Here is a 15,320-nt window from a genome sequence, read left to right as displayed (position 1 = left end):
TCAGCTCTCCTTCCCGGCCGCGACGGCCTGCTTGTCCGGCCCCGGGCCGCCCTTGCCCCGGCCGCGCGCCTTGCGGCCGGCAGCGTCCTCCTCCTCGGGGCGCTCCTCGGCGACGTGACCGGTGAGGGTGAGGAAGACGTCGTCCAGGGTCGGGCGGCGCAGGCCGATGTCGTCCATCTCGATCCCGCGGGAGTCCAGTTCGCGGATCACGTCGGCGAGCACCCGGGCCCCGCCGGTGACCGGCGCGGTGATCCGGCGGGTGTTCCGCTCCACCGTCGGCTCGTTCAGCGCGTAGCCGGACAGCGCGGCGACCGCGTCGGCGACCCGGCCGGGCTCGTGCACCACGACCTCGATCCGCTCGCCGCCGATCTGCGCCTTGAGCTGGTCGGCGGTGCCGCGGGCGATCACCCGGCCCTGGTCGACGACCGCGATGTCGTGGGCGAGCCGGTCGGCCTCCTCCAGGTACTGGGTGGTGAGCAGCAGTGTGGTGCCCTGCTCGACCAGCGTCTCGATGACCTCCCAGAGCGCGAGCCGGTTGCGCGGGTCGAGGCCGGTGGTCGGCTCGTCCAGGAACATCACCGGCGGCCGGACGACCAGCGCGGCGGCGAGGTCCAGGCGCCGGCGCATGCCGCCGGAGTAGGTCTTGGCGGTGCGGTCCTTGGCCGCGGTGAGGTTGAACCACTCCAGCAGCTCCAGCGCCCGGGCCTTCGCGGCACGGTTGCTCATCTGGTAGAGCTCACCGACCATGGTGAGGTTCTCGAAGCCGGTCAGGTACTCGTCGACCGCCGCGTACTGGCCGGACAGGCCGATCAGGCTGCGGACCCGGTTGGGGTGCTTGAGCACGTCGACCCCGGCGACCACCGCGCGGCCGGAGTCGGGGCGGAGCAGGGTGGTGAGGACCCGCACGGTGGTGGTCTTCCCGGCACCGTTCGGGCCGAGCAGCCCGAGCACCGTGCCCTCGGGGACGTCGAGGCTGACGCCGTCCAGGGCTCGTACGTCGCCGAAGGTCTTCACCAGGTTCTCGGCTTGGATGGCTGGCGCCATGGCCTTGCCTCATCTCCTCGAACATATGGGGCGATCTGTCCCACTTTGCCCTGATATTGGGCGCACGGGCGACCCGATTCTCGGCCCGCGGGGCCAGAACGCGATGTATCGCGAGTCTCCCAGTACGCGATATATCGCGTCAAGGGACAGGGCTCAGCGGGAGACCACGTACCCCGCGTCCCGCAACTCCCCGACCACCAGCGCGCAGTGCTCCGGTCCCTTGGTCTCCAGGTGCAGGTCCACCTCGACCTCGGTCAGCCCCAGCCGCGGGTCGATCCGCACGTGCGCCACGTCCAGCACGTTGGCGTCCACCCTGGTCAGCACCGACAGCAGGCCCGCCAGCGCGCCAGGCCGGTCCGCCAGCCGCACCCGCAGCGACAGGTAGCGCCCGGCCGCCGCCAGCCCGTGCCGCAGCACCCGCTGCATCAGCTGGGGATCGATGTTGCCACCGGACAGCACCGCCACCACCGGGCCCTCGAAGGAGTCCGGCTGCTCCAGCAGCGCCGCGATCGGCGCCGCCCCGGCCGGCTCCACCACCAGCTTCAGCCGCTCCAGCCCGAGCAGCAGCGCCCGCGACAGCGCGTCCTCGGAGACCGTACGGATGCCGTCCGCCAGCGTGTTGACCACCTCGAACGGGATGTCGCCGGGGCGCCCGACCATGATCCCGTCCGCCATGGTGGCGAAGTGCTCCAGCGACACCGGCCGCCCGGCCGCCAGCGAGGGCGGGTACGCGGCCGCACCGGCCGCCTGCACCCCGACCACCCGCACGTCCGGCCGCAGCGGCTTGACCGCCGCCGCGATCCCGGCCAGCAGTCCACCGCCGCCCACCCCGACCAGGACGGTCCGCACCTCCGGGCACTGCTCCAGGATCTCCAGGCCGACGGTCGCCTGCCCGGTGACCACGTCCCAGTGGTCGAAGGGGTGGATGAACACCGCGCCGGTCGCCTCCGCGTACCGCTGCGCGGCCTGCAGGGCCTCGTCCACGGTGGCACCGTGCAGCCGCACCTCGGCGCCGTACTCGCGGGTCGCCGCGACCTTCGGCAGCGGCGCGGCCACCGGCATGAACACCGTGGAGCGCACGCCCAGCAGCGCGGCCGCCAGCGCCACCCCCTGGGCGTGGTTCCCGGCGCTCGCCGCCACCACCCCGCCGGCCCGCTGCACCGGCGAGAGTCCCGCGATCCGCACGTACGCCCCGCGCAGTTTGAAGGACCCGGTGCGCTGGAGGTTCTCGCACTTCAGGTGGACCGGCGCGCCGATCAGCCCGGAGAGGTACCGGCTGCCCTCCATCGGGGTCACCCGCGCGACCCCGGCGAGCATCTTCTGGGCACCGCGGACGTCGTCGAGGGTGATCGGCCAGGTGTGCATGGCGCCAGCCTACGGGTGGGGGCGGCGGCAATCCGGGATGTCGGGCCTGTTCCCGGGCCCGCCCGGCCCGCGTACTCTGCTGCTTCTGAGCCTCCCTCACCGCACGACGATCGTGAGCCGCGATGACGACGACCTCGCCCCAGGCCACCGACCGCATCGACCCCGTGCACGCCCGACTCCAGTACCAGCTCGCGGTGTTCGCGCGCCGGATGGAGCAGGTCCGGACCTCCGGCGGCGGGGTCGGGGCGCTGGACCGGGCCGCCTATCTGCTGCTCGACCGGCTGGAGCGGCACGGGCCGGCCAACGTCAAGGCCCTGGCCGAGGCCCTGGGCGTGGACTCCTCCACGGTGACCCGCCAGGTCGCCCCGCTGGTCGCGGCCGGGCTGGTCGGCCGGGTGCAGGACCCGGCCGACCGTCGTGCCGTACGGCTCGCGCTGACCTCGCACGGCGTCGGCCGGCTCACCGAAGTCCGGGACGGCCGGGCCGAGTTGACCCGCCGCCTGGTGGCCGACTGGCCACCGGAGGAACAGCACGCGTTCTGCGCCCTGCTGGCCCGCTTCAACCTCGCGATGGAGACGTACACGGCGGACCAGCAGGGGCAGTGAGCGGCGACGAGGGGCCGCGGGGCCCCTACCGCCTCAGCCCAGCGCCTGCTTGAGGTCGGCCAGCAGGTCGTCGATCGACTCGATGCCGACCGAGACGCGCACCAGGTCGGACGGCACCTCCAGCGCCGAGCCCGCCACCGAGGCGTGGGTCATCCGGCCCGGGTGCTCGATCAGCGACTCGACACCGCCGAGCGACTCGCCGAGGGTGAACAGCTGCGCGCGGTTGCAGACCTCGACGGCCGCCTCCTCGCCGCCGGCGACCCGGAACGAGACCATGCCGCCGAAGGCCTTCATCTGCTTGGCCGCGATGTCGTGGCCGGGGTGCTCGGGCAGGCCCGGGTAGAGCACCTGACTGACCTTCGGGTGGCTCGCCAGCAGCTCGGCGACCTTCTCCGCGTTGGCGCTGTGGCGGTCCATCCGGACGCCCAGCGTCTTGATTCCGCGCAGCACCAGCCAGGCGTCGAACGGGCCGGAGACGGCGCCCGTCGCGTTCTGGTGGTACGCCACCTCCTCGCCGAGGCCCGCGTCGGCCAGCACCAGCGCACCGCCGACCACGTCCGAGTGGCCGCCCATGTACTTGGTGGTGGAGTGCACCACGGCGTCCGCGCCGAGCGCGATCGGCTGCTGGAGGTACGGGCTGGCGAAGGTGTTGTCGACCACCAGCAGCGCACCGGCGCCGTGGGCGACCTCGGCGAGCGCGGCCAGGTCGGTGATGCCCAGCAGCGGGTTGGACGGGGTCTCCACCCACACCGCGCGGGTGTTGGGGCGGATCGCCTCGCGGACGGTGGCCAGGTCCTGGGTGTTGGCCACGGAGAACTCGACGCCCCAGCGGGTCAGCACCTTGGCGAACAGCCGGAAGGTGCCGCCGTAGGCGTCGTTGGGGATCACGATGTGGTCGCCCGGCTTGAGGATGCTGCGCAGCAGGGTGTCCTCGGCGGCCAGGCCGGAGGCGAAGGCGAGGCCGCGGGCGCCGCCCTCCAGCGCCGCGAGGCACTCCTCCAGCGCGGTACGGGTCGGGTTGGCGCTGCGGCTGTACTCGTAGCCGCCCCGCAGGCCGCCCACCCCGTCCTGCTTGTAGGTGGACACCTGGTAGATCGGCGTGACGACGGCCCCGGTCTGGGGGTCTGCCTCCTGACCCGCGTGGATGGCGAGGGTCTCGAAGCCCTGAGGAAGCTGGTGCTCGGTCATGGGTCCGAGCCTAGTGTGCGAATGCCGTCGAGCCCGCACGAACCGACGATCGGGACGAACCCGCAGGTGGGAGCGGGGGTACGGCGGGCCGCAAGCACGGCGCACGGGCCCCTTCGGCCACTGCGGCCCCATCGGTCGAACACGCGTTCAGCACCGGGCCCGGCCGGCCGCCGCCGACGGCCGCGACGGCCGCGACGGCCGCTCCCGGAATCCGGGGGCGGCCGTTCGCGTTGCACACCGTGCCAGGATCCCCGACCCGCTGGAGCAGGCCGTGCTGTTCAACCGCCACAAGACCTCGCTCGTCCCCGCCGACCAGGCGCTGCCCGGCCGGCCGACCCCGGCCTTCACCCTGACCGAACCGCACACCGTGCTCGGGCACCCGCTGTCCGGCCCGTACCCGGACGGCCTGGAGGTGGCCGACTTCGGGCTCGGCTGCTTCTGGGGCGCCGAACGCGTCTTCTGGCAGCTTCCCGGCGTCTGGACGACGCTGGTCGGCTACCAGGGCGGCCACACCCCCAACCCGACGTACGAGGAGGTGTGCAGCGGGCTGACCGGGCACACCGAGGCGGTCCGGGTGGTGTACGACCCGGCGGTGATCACCTACGAGCGCCTGCTGAAGACCTTCTGGGAGGCGCACGACCCGACCCAGGGCAACCGCCAGGGCAACGACGTGGGCACCCAGTACCGCTCCGCCGTCTACACCCACTCCCCGGCCCAGGCCGAGGCCGCGGCGGCCACCCGGGACGCGTTCCAGCCCTCGCTGACCGCACTCGGTTACGGCCCGATCACCACCGAGATCGCCCCGGCGGGCCCGTTCCACCCCGCCGAGCCGTACCACCAGCAGTACCTGTCGGAGGCCAAGAACCCCAGCGGCTACTGCGGTCTCGGCGGCACCGGGGCCTCCTGCCCGATCGGCGTGGCCCGCACCCGGGGCTGACCTCCCGGGCGCCGGGAAAGCCCGGGGGCGGGCCCGGACGCGGCCCGGAGCGGCCCGAACGCGGCCCGAACGCGGCCCGGTGCGGGCGCCCGGGAGCCGCCACTCAACGTGAGCGATCCCCGATCGGGGCGCAGACTGGAAGGGCCAGCAGGGCCGGCCCGGCCACCCGCTGGTGGCCGGGCCGTCCTCGTGCGAGAGGAGTGCGCCATGTCCGGTCTCTACCAGCGGAACTTCGACGATCCCGAGGAAGTCCGTCCCTTCGAGGAGGGCACGGGGGAGCTGCGGCTGGTCAACCTGGACGGCGGCCCGGTGGGCCGGGCCGTGTTCGAACCGGGTTGGCAGTGGTCCAAGCACGTGAAGCCGATCGCCGGCACCGACAGCTGCCAGGCCTCCCACGCCGGGTACGTGGTCTCCGGCCGGATGAAGATCGTCATGGACGACGGCCAGGGATTCGAGGTCGGCCCCGGCGACTTCATGCTCTGTCCGCCCGGGCACGACGCCTGGACGGTGGGCCCGGAGGCCTGTGTGATCGTCGACTGGCAGGGCTTCGCGGACTACGCGAAGCGGTGAACGGAACGCCTCAGAGCATGGCGGGCGGCTTCTCCGCGGCCCCGTCCGCGGCCTGGCCGGGGCTTCCCGCCAGGAGCTTCCCGGCGGCGTCGTAGGCCCCGACGGCCGGGACCGCCTGCAACCTCCCCGTCCGGAGGTCGGCCCGCGGCAGGTCGCCGTAGTAGGAGATCCAGCCCTGCATGCCCGGGGTGGTGAGCAGGGTGGCGACGGTGGGCCTGCCGCCCACGAAGAGGACGATCCGGGCCGGGGTCGGCCCCCGGTAGTAGCTGTGCACGACGAGGCGGTCGGCCGTCTCGTTGTAGGCCAGGGTGATGCCGGGCCGGTCGTACGGCATGCCGGGGGCGGAGAGGACGTCGGTGCACGCCGTGCGCCCGTAGGTGCCGGTCGCCGGTTCGACGGTGTCCTGGCAGTCCTGGGTCGGGGTCACCGACAGCCGGATCCCGGGGACCACCTCGACCTTCTCCTTCGCCGCGACCCGCTGCACCGGCGACAACGGCAGCCCGGTCGGCGTCTGCGCGGTGGGCACCGGGACTGCGGGCGCCCCCGCGGCCGTCGCCGCCGAGGGCGCCATCGCCGCCCCGGCCTCGCCCGCGATCCGCCCGGCGTGCCGGGCGTTCCCGGCCGTCACCGCCGTCACCCCGCAGACCACGGCCACCGCGACCACGGCGGCCCCGGTCCCGGCCCTGCGCCTGGCCCGGCGGCGTCGGGCTCCCGCGATGATCACCACCGGGTCCGGCCCGACCGCGTAGGGGTCCTCGTCCTTGAGCAGTTCGCCGATCCGGCGCTCGAAGCTCATACCGTCACCTCGATGTGCGTCGTGGGACCCACCGCCACGCCGGAGCGGTCGGCGAGTTCGGGCAGTGCGCGCAGCTTCGACATCGCCCGGTGCAGCGTGCTCTTCACCGTGCCCGGGGCGATGCCCAGTTCGGCCGCGATGGCGGCCTCGGTGAGGTCTCCGTAGTACCGCAGCACGACGACCGTCCGCTCCCGGCGGGTGAGCGTGCCCAGCGCCTGGCGCAGCACGGCCCGTTCGGCCTGCCGTTCGGCGAGGTCGTCGGCGAGCGGCCGGTCGGGGACGCGTTCGATGGGCAGCTCGTGGTTGCGCAGCCGGCGCCACCAGTCGCGGTGCTGGTTCACCACGATCCTGCGGACGTACGCGGTGGGGTCGTCGCCGGTGATCCGGTGCCAGTGCAGGTAGGCGCGTTCCAGCGCCGACTGCACGATGTCCTTGGCCCGGTCCGGGTCTCCGGTCAGCAGCTCGGCCAGCCGCAGCAGTTGGCGGCCGCTCCCGGCGACGAACGCGCTGAACTCGTCGTCCTGTCGCTGCCTCTGCTCGCGTTTCACACCCGTCCTACTCCTCGGGCGGACCGCGAGGTTCGGTCCGCCCGGGAAGTTTTTCCGGCCGGGGCGCGGTGCCGGGTCAGACGGCGCTGCCGGCCTTCCAGGCGGCCCAGCCCATGTTCCAGCCGTTCAGGCCGTTGTCCGGGGCGACCGTCTTGTCGCCGGAGTTCACGACCTCGACCACGTCGCCGACCATCGAGGACTTGTAGAACTTGAAGCCGTCCGTACCGGTGTCCTGGGCGCCCTGGGCGTCCCGCAGGCCGATGCAGCCGTGACTGGTGTTCTGGCCGCCGAAGATCGACGGCGAGGACCAGTAGTTGCCGTGGATGAAGGTGCCCGAGGTGCTGAGGCGCTGGGCGTGCGGCACGTCCGCGATGTCGTACTCGCTGCCCAGGTTGACCGTCTGCGAGTTCATCCGGGTCTGGGTGTACTGCTCGGAGATCACCATCTTGCCGCCCCAGGTGGTGTGCTCGGGCGAGCCGCCGGAGATCTTGTAGACCGCGCTGACCTGGCCGTCGGTGGTGACGGTGAGCTTCTTGGTGGCGAGGTCGGCGACGCTGGTCTGGGCGCGGCCGATGGTGAAGCTCACGTCCTTGGACTGGGTGCCGTAGACGCCCTTGGCGCCCTCGACGTCCTTGAGCCGGAGCTTGAGGGTGACCTTGGTGCCCTTGGCCCAGTACTCCTGCGGCCGGAAGTCGAGGCGGGTGCTGGAGAACCAGTGGCCGACGATCTCGACGCCCGGCTCGGCTATCACCGTGATCGCCTGCTGGACGGCCTTGCGGTCGGTGACCGGCTTGCTGAAGTTGATCGAGACCGGCATGCCGACGCCGACGGTGGAGCCGTCCTCGGGGGTGAAGTAGCCCACGAAGGTGTTGGCCGGGGTCGCCGTGGTGAAGACGGCGTTGGAGTCCGCCTCCAGCTTGTCCTTGTCGAGGGCGGTGGCGGCGACGGTGTACTTGGTGCCGCTGGCGGGGGCGGCGGCCGAGGTCCAGCCGGTGCCGTCGGCGGAGAGCTGGCCGGCCAGCTCCTTGCCGGTGCTGTCGGTGACCTTGACGCTGCTCAGGGTGCCGTTGGCGACGGTGACCTTGACCGGCTCGCTGAAGCTCGCGGAGGCGGCGCCGTCGGCCGGGGCGACGGTGATGACCGCGGCCGAGGTCTTCGGGGCGCTGCTCGCACCGCCACCGGCCGGGGTGCCGCTCGCTCCGCCGGAGCCGCTGCCGCCGCCGTCGCCGGTGCCGGTGCCGGTGCCGGTGCCGCCACCGCCGTTACCGCTGCCACCGCCGCTGTTGTCGTTGCAGGCCGCCAGCAGCAGGACGGGCGCGCCGATCAGTCCCGCGAGGACCCCGCGTCGGCTCCAGTTGCTTCCGGCCACCCGCCCCTGACCGTCCCGTGCCGTCACGTCGCGTCTCCCTGCTGATCATCCCGGGCATTACGGATACAGAAACGCAATACGCCCGTTCACGGTTCCATCACCGAAGGGTAAGCGATCGTATGAGATGACCCAACTTCCCGACGAACAGGGACAAAACGCCCGGCCCGCGAAGCGGACCGGGCGTTCACTTGCGGTGACGGCGAGCACCGTCACCCGGCGGTTCCGTCCTACTCGGCGGACCCCTCCACCTGGTACTCGTCCCACTCCTCGTCGTCCGGGTCGAACTCGGTCTGCGCCGACTCCCAGGTCGCCGAGGCGAGCTCCACGCCGGGCACGTCGCCGAGCAGCGCGACGGGGTCGATGAAGTGGGCGAGCGAACCCGACGGGTCCACCTCGATGGCCTCGACGGACTGGGCGCGCTCCTCGTCGTCGAGGTACTCGTCCGCAGTGACCGCCTCCAGGGCGGCGGCCTTCAGCGCGCCCTCGTCGGTGATCTCCGCGATGAGCTCGATCTTCACCCGGACGTAGCGCGGGGCATCCTGGTCGGTCGTTTCAGTGCTGGTCATGCGTGCGAGCGTACGGGACGGCCGCGCCCGGCGCGGAGCACGGGCGGCCGCCCGGAGCACACCCCGCGTGCCCGGCGCGAACGGCGCGAACGGAAGGGGCCGGCCCCTCGGAGAAGGACCGGCCCCACCGTTGCCCCGCCTGGGCTCCCCCACCCGGGAGCCACGGGGACACGCGCCGTGCGGCGCGGTGCTGCCGCGGGAGCCGCCGCACCCTGTCAGCCGGCCGGGGCCGGGCAGGGGCGGGACGACGGCGCCTCCCACGGCGGAGGACACAGCGGCCGGGTCAGGGCCACCCGATGTGTCCGGAGCCGACCGCGGTCGCCGGGGAGCCGCTCCCGGACGGTTGCCGTCGCCTCACTCGGCGTCCTGCCGTTGACCACCACGATGCCCGAGCCGTGTTAACCACGTGCTGCGGACAGGTGACGCCGGTGTACCACTTCCGCCGTGGACGAATCCTCCGCGCCCGTCCGCGGCAACGGGAGCGTGACGACAGGGCGGTGACGGGGCGCCGGTGACACCGGGTCAGTGCTGGCTGCGACCGGTCAGGAAGCCCAGCAGGTCCTGGCGGGTGACGATGCCCTGCGGCTTGCCCTCGACCAGCACGACGGCCGCGTCGGCCTTCTCCAGCACGGTCATCAGGTTGGTGACGGTCTCGCCCGAGCCGACCACCGGCAGCGGCTTGGACATCACCTTGTCCAGCGTGTCGGTGAGCTCGATGTCCTTGGCGAAGATGCCCTCCAGCAGCAGCTTCTCCACCACCGAGCCGATCACCTCGCCGGCCATGATGTCCGGGTGGCCGGCCCCCGGGGAGACCACCGGCATCTGCGAGACGCCGTACTCGCGCAGCACCCGGACCGCCTCGGCGACCGTCTCGTTGGGGTGCATGTGGACGAACTGCGGGACGCCGCCCTGCTCGATGGACTCCTTGCGGGCCAGCACCTCGCCGATGTGCGCCTCGTCGGTGGACGAGGGCAGGAAGCCGTAGTCGGCCATCCAGTCGTCGTTGAAGATCTTCGACAGGTAGCCGCGGCCGCCGTCCGGCAGCAGCACCACCACGACGTCGTCCGGCCCGAGCCCGCGGGCCACCTCCAGCGCGGCCACCACGGCCATGCCGCAGGAGCCGCCGACGAGCAGGCCCTCCTCCTTGGCCAGGCGGCGGGTCATCTGGAACGAGTCCTTGTCGGAGACGGCGACGATCCCGTCCGCGACGCCGCGGTCGTAGGCGGTCGGCCAGAAGTCCTCACCGACGCCCTCGACCAGGTACGGCCGGCCGGTGCCGCCCGAGTAGACCGAGCCCTCCGGGTCGGCGCCGATCACCTGGACCTTGCCGCCGGAGACCTCCTTCAGGTAGTTGCCGGTGCCGGAGATGGTGCCGCCGGTGCCGACGCCCGCCACGAAGTGGGTGATCTTCCCCTCGGTCTGCTCCCACAGCTCCGGGCCGGTGGAGTGGTAGTGCGAGGCCGGGTTGTCCGGGTTGGAGTACTGGTCCGGCTTCCAGGCGTTCGGGGTCTCCCGGACCAGGCGGTCGGAGACGTTGTAGTACGAGTCCGGGTGCTCCGGAGCGACGGCGGTCGGACAGACGACCACCTCGGCGCCGTACGCGCGCAGGGTGTTGATCTTGTCGGTGGACACCTTGTCGGGACAGACGAAGATGCACTTGTAGCCCTTCTGCTGGGCCACGATCGCCAGGCCGACACCGGTGTTGCCGGAGGTCGGCTCGACGATGGTGCCACCCGGCTTGAGGGCGCCCGAGGCCTCGGCGGCCTCGATCATGCGCATCGCGATGCGGTCCTTGACCGAGCCACCGGGGTTGAAGTACTCGACCTTCGCCAGCACTGTCGCGCTGATGCCCTCGGTGACCTTGTTCAGCTTGACCAGCGGCGTGTTGCCGACCAGGTCGATGATCGAGTTGTGGTACCGCACGGGGATCCTCCCGGAGTGTGGGCGTGCGACTGCTTATCGGTACTGCAAAGCGTAGGGCGTGGCACCCGCCCCGCGGTTCCCCTCCTTCCCACCGCCCCCAATGGCCCACCCCCACCGACGCCCCCGGTACTCCCGGCCCCCGCGCGGGTAAGAGCGCTGTGCAGGCATTGCCGTGGCCCGGAGGGGCCGGCAGGAGCACGGGAAGGGGGCACCGGGATGCCAGGGGCGCAGCACTCGCGGGCCCGGGTGGCCCGCCGGATCGCCACCGCGGCGGCGTACGGCGGCGGCGGGCTCGGCCTGCTCGGGGTGGGCCTGGTCGGCCTGCTGCTGACCGAGAGCAAACTCGCGATCCAGGCCATCGGCGTCCTGGAGACCCACCCGCCCAGGGCCGACGGCGTCTACGGCGAGGCCTTCGCCGACCGCTCCGCCGCCCCGCAGGCCCCGCTGGTGCTGGCCGTCCTCGGCGACTCCACCGGCGCCGGCCTCGGCGTGGCCCGCTCCGGCGAGACGCCGGGCGCGCTGCTGGCCGCGGGCCTCGCCTCGGTGGCCGAGCGCCCGGTCCGGCTGGTCAACGTGGCCCGCTCCGGCGGCCGCTCCGCCGACCTCTCCGGCCAGCTGGAGCAGGCGCTGCCGCACCGCCCGGACGTCGCCGTGATCATGATCGGCGCCAACGACGTGACCCGGCACAGCCCGGCCCAGCTGGCCGTCCGCCAGCTCGGCGAGGCCGTCGCCGCCCTGCGCGCCAACGGCTGCGAGGTGGTCGTGGGCACCTGCCCGGACCTCGGCACGATCAAGCCGGTGCGGCCGCCGCTGCGCTGGGTGGCCCGCCGGCTGAGCCGGCAGCTGGCCGCCGCGCAGACCATCGCGGTGGTGGAGGCGGGTGGCCGGACGGTCTCGCTGGGCTCGCTACTGGGCCCGGAGTTCGCCGCGCGCCCCGAGATGTTCGCCGCCGACCGCTACCACCCCTCCGCCCAGGGCTACGCGACCGCCGCGATGGCCGTGCTGCCCTCGGTCTGCGCCGTGCTGGGGCTCTGGCCCCAGGAGGACCGCCCGGCCACGGCCGTCCGGGGCGCCGCGGTGCTGCCGGTCGCGGTCGCGGCCGCCGCGGCGGCCGGGCGGGAGGGCACCGAGGTGGCGGCCGTGGCGGCGGAGGGCGCGGGCCGCCGCTGGGCCCAGCTGAGGCACCGGCTGCGGATCGGCCCGACCGGCCCGGAGAGCGGGAAGGAAGCCGGTCGGCGCGCCGGCGAAGCCCCTGGGAATACGTCGGCCAGCTCACACGCTGGTGCGGGTGACGACTGACCTACCAGGCGGTAACTTTCCTCCCGGACGCCAGGTCCGCCGTCACCCAGCGAGGAGCCCGCCATGCCCGAAGCCGTCATCGTCAGCGCTGCCCGTTCGCCGATCGGCCGGGCCTTCAAGGGCTCGCTCAAGGACGTCCGCCCGGACGACCTGACCGCCCACGTCATCCAGGCCGCCCTGGCCAAGGTGCCCCAGCTCGACCCCCGCCAGATCGACGACCTGATGCTGGGCTGCGGCCTGCCCGGCGGCGAGCAGGGCCACAACCTGGCCCGCATCGTGGCCGTCCAGATGGGCATGGACTACCTGCCCGGCGCGACCATCACCCGCTACTGCTCCTCCTCGCTGCAGACCACGCGGATGGCGCTGCACGCGATCAGGGCGGGCGAGGGCGACGTGTTCGTCTCGGCCGGCGTGGAGACCGTCTCCCGCAGCGTGAACGGCACCTCGGACGGCATGCCGGGCACCATGAACCCGGTCTTCGACGAGGCCCAGGCGCGCACCAAGAAGCGTGCGGAGGAGGGCGGCGGCGCGTGGCACGACCCGCGCGAGGACGGCCTGCTGCCGGACGCCTACATCGCGATGGGCCAGACCGCCGAGAACCTGGCCGCGCTCAAGGGCATCACCCGCGCCGAGCAGGACGAGTTCGGCGTCCGCTCGCAGAACCTCGCCGAGGCCGCCATCGAGTCCGGCTTCTGGGAGCGCGAGATCACCCCGGTGACGCTCCCGGACGGCACCGTGGTCAGCAAGGACGACGGCCCGCGCGCCGGCGTCACCCTGGAGGGCGTGTCCGGCCTGAAGCCGGTGTTCCGCCCGGACGGCACCGTGACGGCCGGTAACTGCTGCCCGCTGAACGACGGCGCGGCCGCGCTGGTCATCATGTCCGACACCAAGGCCCGCGAGCTCGGCATCACCCCGCTCGCCCGGGTGGTCTCCACCGGCGTCAGCGCACTCTCCCCCGAGATCATGGGCTACGGCCCGGTCGAGGCCTCCCGGCAGGCGCTCAAGCGGGCCGGCCTGACCATCGACGACATCGACCTGGTCGAGATCAACGAGGCCTTCGCGGCCCAGGTGATCCCCTCCTACCGTGACCTCGGCGTCGACCTGGACAAGCTGAACGTCAACGGCGGCGCGATCGCGATCGGCCACCCCTTCGGCATGACCGGCGCCCGGATCACCACCACCCTGATCAACTCCCTGCAGTGGCACGACAAGCAGTTCGGCCTGGAGACCATGTGCGTCGGCGGCGGCCAGGGCATGGCGATGGTCGTCGAGCGCCTGAGCTGACCCTCGTGACACCCTCCGAAGGGTCTGGACCACCCATTTGGAGTGACGCAGCGTAATTGAGGGCCGAATCACACCGCGAGGTCGATCCGGCCCTCTTTTCGTTCGTTTTCGACCCGGAAATCGACACTGCGGAGCGGATCAACTCCACTGCGTAGAACGGTGTTACCTAACAATTTGGGGACAAGAGCGAAAGTCCTGGACGAATTGGACATTCGCCACTGCGGTAACAGCCCCGCATGCGGCAATGTGGACACGTAACCCCGTTCCGCTCCTCGCTAGGAGTACGTTCCGTGAGCGCCGTCTACACCATCCTGCTGCTGATCCTGATCGCCGTGTCGACCGCCGTGCTGCTCCACCTCCGCGGACTCTCCCGCCGACTGGACGCGCAGGCCGCGGCCCCGGCCGAGCCCGCCCCGGTGGACGAGGCCGCGATACGCCGGGCCGTCGCCGAGGCGCTCGCCGCCGACCGCGAGCGGGAGATCACCGAGGCCCGGGCGTTCTGGGCCGAGCAGGAGGCCCGCGCGGCCGAGGACGCCCCGCTGTTCGACTCCCCGTTCACCGGCGCGTTCTCCGGCACCGACGAGTGGCCGCTGTTCTTCCCCCGCCCCACCGGCCCGCAGGACGCCGTCGACAACGCCGGGACGATGGACCCGGAGTTCGGCGAGGCGCTGCGCTCCGCGCTGGAGGACCTGATCAACGAGGGCGGCACCGCCCCGACCGAGCCCGGCACCGAGGGCGGCGTCCCGCTGCGCCCCGGCCACCCGTCCGGCGAGACCAAGGACGCCCGGGCCCGCCGCGAGGCCGACCTGCTGGCCACCGGCCTGGAGGCCGGGCTGCTGGACGCCGATCAGGCCGTCGAGGAGGCCCCGGTCGCCGCGCCCGACCCGCGCCGCCACCCCTCGCACCCCGACTTCGTGCCCAGCCAGGCGCCGTCCCGGGAGTGGACCGACACCCGGCTGGCCGCCCTCGCCGAGGAGGCCGTCGCCCTGATCGACGTCCGCCCCGGCCCGCTGGGCACCCTGGACGTGTACGCCTTCGCCGACGGCACCACCCTCTGCGTGGCCCCGGGCGACCGGGAGGCCGCCTACCGGCTGATCGACGCGGTCCGTGCCGGTGAGCACGTCCGACTGCTCGGCGGCTCGCGCTTCTCCGGCTCGTACTCGCTGACCTTCTCCACCGACGAGGAGGCCGTCTACGTGCTCGCCGACCGGGTGGTCGCCAGCATCTGACACCGGCTCACCGGATCGCGGGATCACCAGCGCACGGCGCACCGAAGGCCGGCCGGGTCACGGGGTTACCGACCCGGCCGGCCTTCGGCCTGTGCGCGTCCCGGGGCCTCAGCCGCAGAGCGCCGCCGTCTCCCGCACCGCGGCCACCGCCCCGGCCAGCACCTCGGCCGCGGCCACCGGCCCGTCCGGCAGCGCCACCTCCGCGCCCTCCGGCAACGCCGCGAGCGCGGCCGCCAGGTCGTGGGCGGCGACGGCCAGCTGGTCCCCCGCCGCGAAGGCCCCGGCGTCCGGGAACTCCCGCCGCGGGCCGCCCTCCACCGCCGCCGTCAGCGCGACCAGCCGCCGGGCCAGCTCCAGCGCGGCCGCCGCCCGCGACCCGTACCCGGGCACGGCGCCCAGCAGCTTGCTCTGCGGCAGCGAGCGGAAACGATCCGCCAGGGATTCGGCGGCTTCGACCAGGGGATCCACGTCCAGGGGCGCTACGTCATGCATGGCAGCGAGCCTAGGCGAAAAGCCGCCGGGCCCCGGACCGCCTGGATCACGATGCCGTTCAGCCAGGTGTTGAAGGCGTGCGAGACGGCGCCCATCGCGAAGCCC

At 73.1% G+C, this 15,320-nt stretch carries 15 protein-coding genes; 6 read left to right on the top strand and 9 right to left on the bottom strand.

Annotation, left to right across the window (positions count from 1 at the left end; translation table 11 throughout):
- Window positions 1–1,044 carry an ATP-binding cassette domain-containing protein gene (locus tag ACFWJ4_RS28725; protein WP_380548761.1) on the bottom strand — a complete coding sequence of 348 codons (1,044 nt, stop codon included), beginning with the start codon at window positions 1,042–1,044 and terminating at the stop codon, window positions 1–3.
- A 153-nt stretch (window positions 1,045–1,197) separates the two neighbouring features.
- Window positions 1,198–2,409 (bottom strand): threonine ammonia-lyase, encoded by a 1,212-nt coding sequence (gene ilvA, locus ACFWJ4_RS28720; RefSeq protein ID WP_380548758.1) that lies wholly within the window; start codon window positions 2,407–2,409, stop codon window positions 1,198–1,200.
- Between the two features lie 122 nt (window positions 2,410–2,531).
- On the opposite strand from ilvA, the gene ACFWJ4_RS28715 reads away from it, so the two are divergent.
- Complete coding sequence (locus ACFWJ4_RS28715; RefSeq protein WP_359914020.1) at window positions 2,532–3,014, top strand: MarR family transcriptional regulator; 483 nt, start codon at window positions 2,532–2,534, stop codon at window positions 3,012–3,014.
- 33 nt (window positions 3,015–3,047) lie between these two features.
- On the opposite strand, the gene ACFWJ4_RS28710 is transcribed toward ACFWJ4_RS28715, so the two are convergent.
- Window positions 3,048–4,202, bottom strand: coding sequence for a cystathionine gamma-synthase (locus ACFWJ4_RS28710; protein WP_380548755.1), 1,155 nt, complete (start codon window positions 4,200–4,202; stop codon window positions 3,048–3,050).
- A gap of 271 nt (window positions 4,203–4,473) precedes the next feature.
- On the opposite strand from ACFWJ4_RS28710, the gene msrA reads away from it, so the two are divergent.
- Entirely contained in the window at window positions 4,474–5,139 is a 666-nt protein-coding gene (msrA, locus tag ACFWJ4_RS28705; protein ID WP_380548752.1) for a peptide-methionine (S)-S-oxide reductase MsrA, read from the top strand.
- Window positions 5,140–5,346: 207 nt separating this feature from the next.
- Window positions 5,347–5,709 (top strand): cupin domain-containing protein, encoded by a 363-nt coding sequence (locus ACFWJ4_RS28700; protein WP_380548749.1) that lies wholly within the window; start codon window positions 5,347–5,349, stop codon window positions 5,707–5,709.
- A gap of 10 nt (window positions 5,710–5,719) precedes the next feature.
- Here ACFWJ4_RS28700 and ACFWJ4_RS28695 read toward each other — a convergent pair whose 3' ends face one another.
- From ACFWJ4_RS28695 to ACFWJ4_RS28675, 5 genes are all read right to left on the bottom strand, one after another.
- On the bottom strand, window positions 5,720–6,505 hold the full coding sequence (locus ACFWJ4_RS28695; RefSeq protein WP_380548747.1) for a hypothetical protein: 786 nt from the start codon (window positions 6,503–6,505) through the stop codon (window positions 5,720–5,722).
- Window positions 6,502–7,053 (bottom strand): SigE family RNA polymerase sigma factor, encoded by a 552-nt coding sequence (locus tag ACFWJ4_RS28690; protein WP_359914035.1) that lies wholly within the window; start codon window positions 7,051–7,053, stop codon window positions 6,502–6,504. The genes ACFWJ4_RS28695 and ACFWJ4_RS28690 overlap by 4 nt, the downstream gene beginning before the upstream one ends.
- A 76-nt stretch (window positions 7,054–7,129) precedes the next feature.
- Complete coding sequence (locus tag ACFWJ4_RS28685) at window positions 7,130–8,449, bottom strand: Ig-like domain-containing protein (RefSeq protein ID WP_380548744.1); 1,320 nt, start codon at window positions 8,447–8,449, stop codon at window positions 7,130–7,132.
- A gap of 200 nt (window positions 8,450–8,649) precedes the next feature.
- The gene (locus tag ACFWJ4_RS28680) at window positions 8,650–8,988 is read right to left on the bottom strand and encodes a hypothetical protein (protein ID WP_359914041.1); all 339 of its coding nucleotides are present in this window, start codon (window positions 8,986–8,988) and stop codon (window positions 8,650–8,652) included.
- A gap of 522 nt (window positions 8,989–9,510) precedes the next feature.
- The gene (locus ACFWJ4_RS28675) at window positions 9,511–10,911 is read right to left on the bottom strand and encodes a cystathionine beta-synthase (RefSeq protein ID WP_380548742.1); all 1,401 of its coding nucleotides are present in this window, start codon (window positions 10,909–10,911) and stop codon (window positions 9,511–9,513) included.
- 216 nt (window positions 10,912–11,127) lie between these two features.
- On the opposite strand from ACFWJ4_RS28675, the gene ACFWJ4_RS28670 reads away from it, so the two are divergent.
- From ACFWJ4_RS28670 to ACFWJ4_RS28660, 3 genes are all read left to right on the top strand, one after another.
- Entirely contained in the window at window positions 11,128–12,210 is a 1,083-nt protein-coding gene (locus tag ACFWJ4_RS28670) for an SGNH/GDSL hydrolase family protein (RefSeq protein WP_380548739.1), read from the top strand.
- A 63-nt stretch (window positions 12,211–12,273) separates the two neighbouring features.
- Window positions 12,274–13,494: an acetyl-CoA C-acetyltransferase gene (locus ACFWJ4_RS28665; protein ID WP_380548736.1), complete on the top strand. Its 1,221-nt coding sequence runs from the start codon at window positions 12,274–12,276 to the stop codon at window positions 13,492–13,494.
- A gap of 290 nt (window positions 13,495–13,784) precedes the next feature.
- On the top strand, window positions 13,785–14,723 hold the full coding sequence (locus tag ACFWJ4_RS28660; protein ID WP_380548734.1) for a hypothetical protein: 939 nt from the start codon (window positions 13,785–13,787) through the stop codon (window positions 14,721–14,723).
- 108 nt (window positions 14,724–14,831) lie between these two features.
- On the opposite strand, the gene ACFWJ4_RS28655 is transcribed toward ACFWJ4_RS28660, so the two are convergent.
- Complete coding sequence (locus ACFWJ4_RS28655) at window positions 14,832–15,215, bottom strand: hypothetical protein (RefSeq protein WP_380548731.1); 384 nt, start codon at window positions 15,213–15,215, stop codon at window positions 14,832–14,834.
- Window positions 15,216–15,320 lie beyond the last annotated feature (105 nt).

The sequence above is a fragment of the Kitasatospora sp. NPDC127067 genome (assembly GCF_042724755.1).
Lineage (GTDB): Bacteria > Actinomycetota > Actinomycetes > Streptomycetales > Streptomycetaceae > Kitasatospora > Kitasatospora lactacystinica.
The sequence above is the reverse complement of the archived record's forward strand: the minus strand, read 5'-3'. Positions and strand labels throughout refer to the sequence as shown.

Coding starts and splice junctions, on each gene's coding strand:
- ACFWJ4_RS28710 (WP_380548755.1), bottom strand. CDS start 4,202: ATGACCGAGCACCAGCTTCCTCAGGGCTTCGAGACCCTCGCCATCCAC.
- ACFWJ4_RS28655 (WP_380548731.1), bottom strand. CDS start 15,215: ATGCATGACGTAGCGCCCCTGGACGTGGATCCCCTGGTCGAAGCCGCC.
- ACFWJ4_RS28700 (WP_380548749.1), top strand. CDS start 5,347: ATGTCCGGTCTCTACCAGCGGAACTTCGACGATCCCGAGGAAGTCCGT.
- ACFWJ4_RS28725 (WP_380548761.1), bottom strand. CDS start 1,044: ATGGCGCCAGCCATCCAAGCCGAGAACCTGGTGAAGACCTTCGGCGAC.
- ACFWJ4_RS28695 (WP_380548747.1), bottom strand. CDS start 6,505: ATGAGCTTCGAGCGCCGGATCGGCGAACTGCTCAAGGACGAGGACCCC.
- ACFWJ4_RS28670 (WP_380548739.1), top strand. CDS start 11,128: ATGCCAGGGGCGCAGCACTCGCGGGCCCGGGTGGCCCGCCGGATCGCC.
- ACFWJ4_RS28680 (WP_359914041.1), bottom strand. CDS start 8,988: ATGACCAGCACTGAAACGACCGACCAGGATGCCCCGCGCTACGTCCGG.
- ACFWJ4_RS28665 (WP_380548736.1), top strand. CDS start 12,274: ATGCCCGAAGCCGTCATCGTCAGCGCTGCCCGTTCGCCGATCGGCCGG.
- ilvA (WP_380548758.1), bottom strand. CDS start 2,409: ATGCACACCTGGCCGATCACCCTCGACGACGTCCGCGGTGCCCAGAAG.
- ACFWJ4_RS28715 (WP_359914020.1), top strand. CDS start 2,532: ATGACGACGACCTCGCCCCAGGCCACCGACCGCATCGACCCCGTGCAC.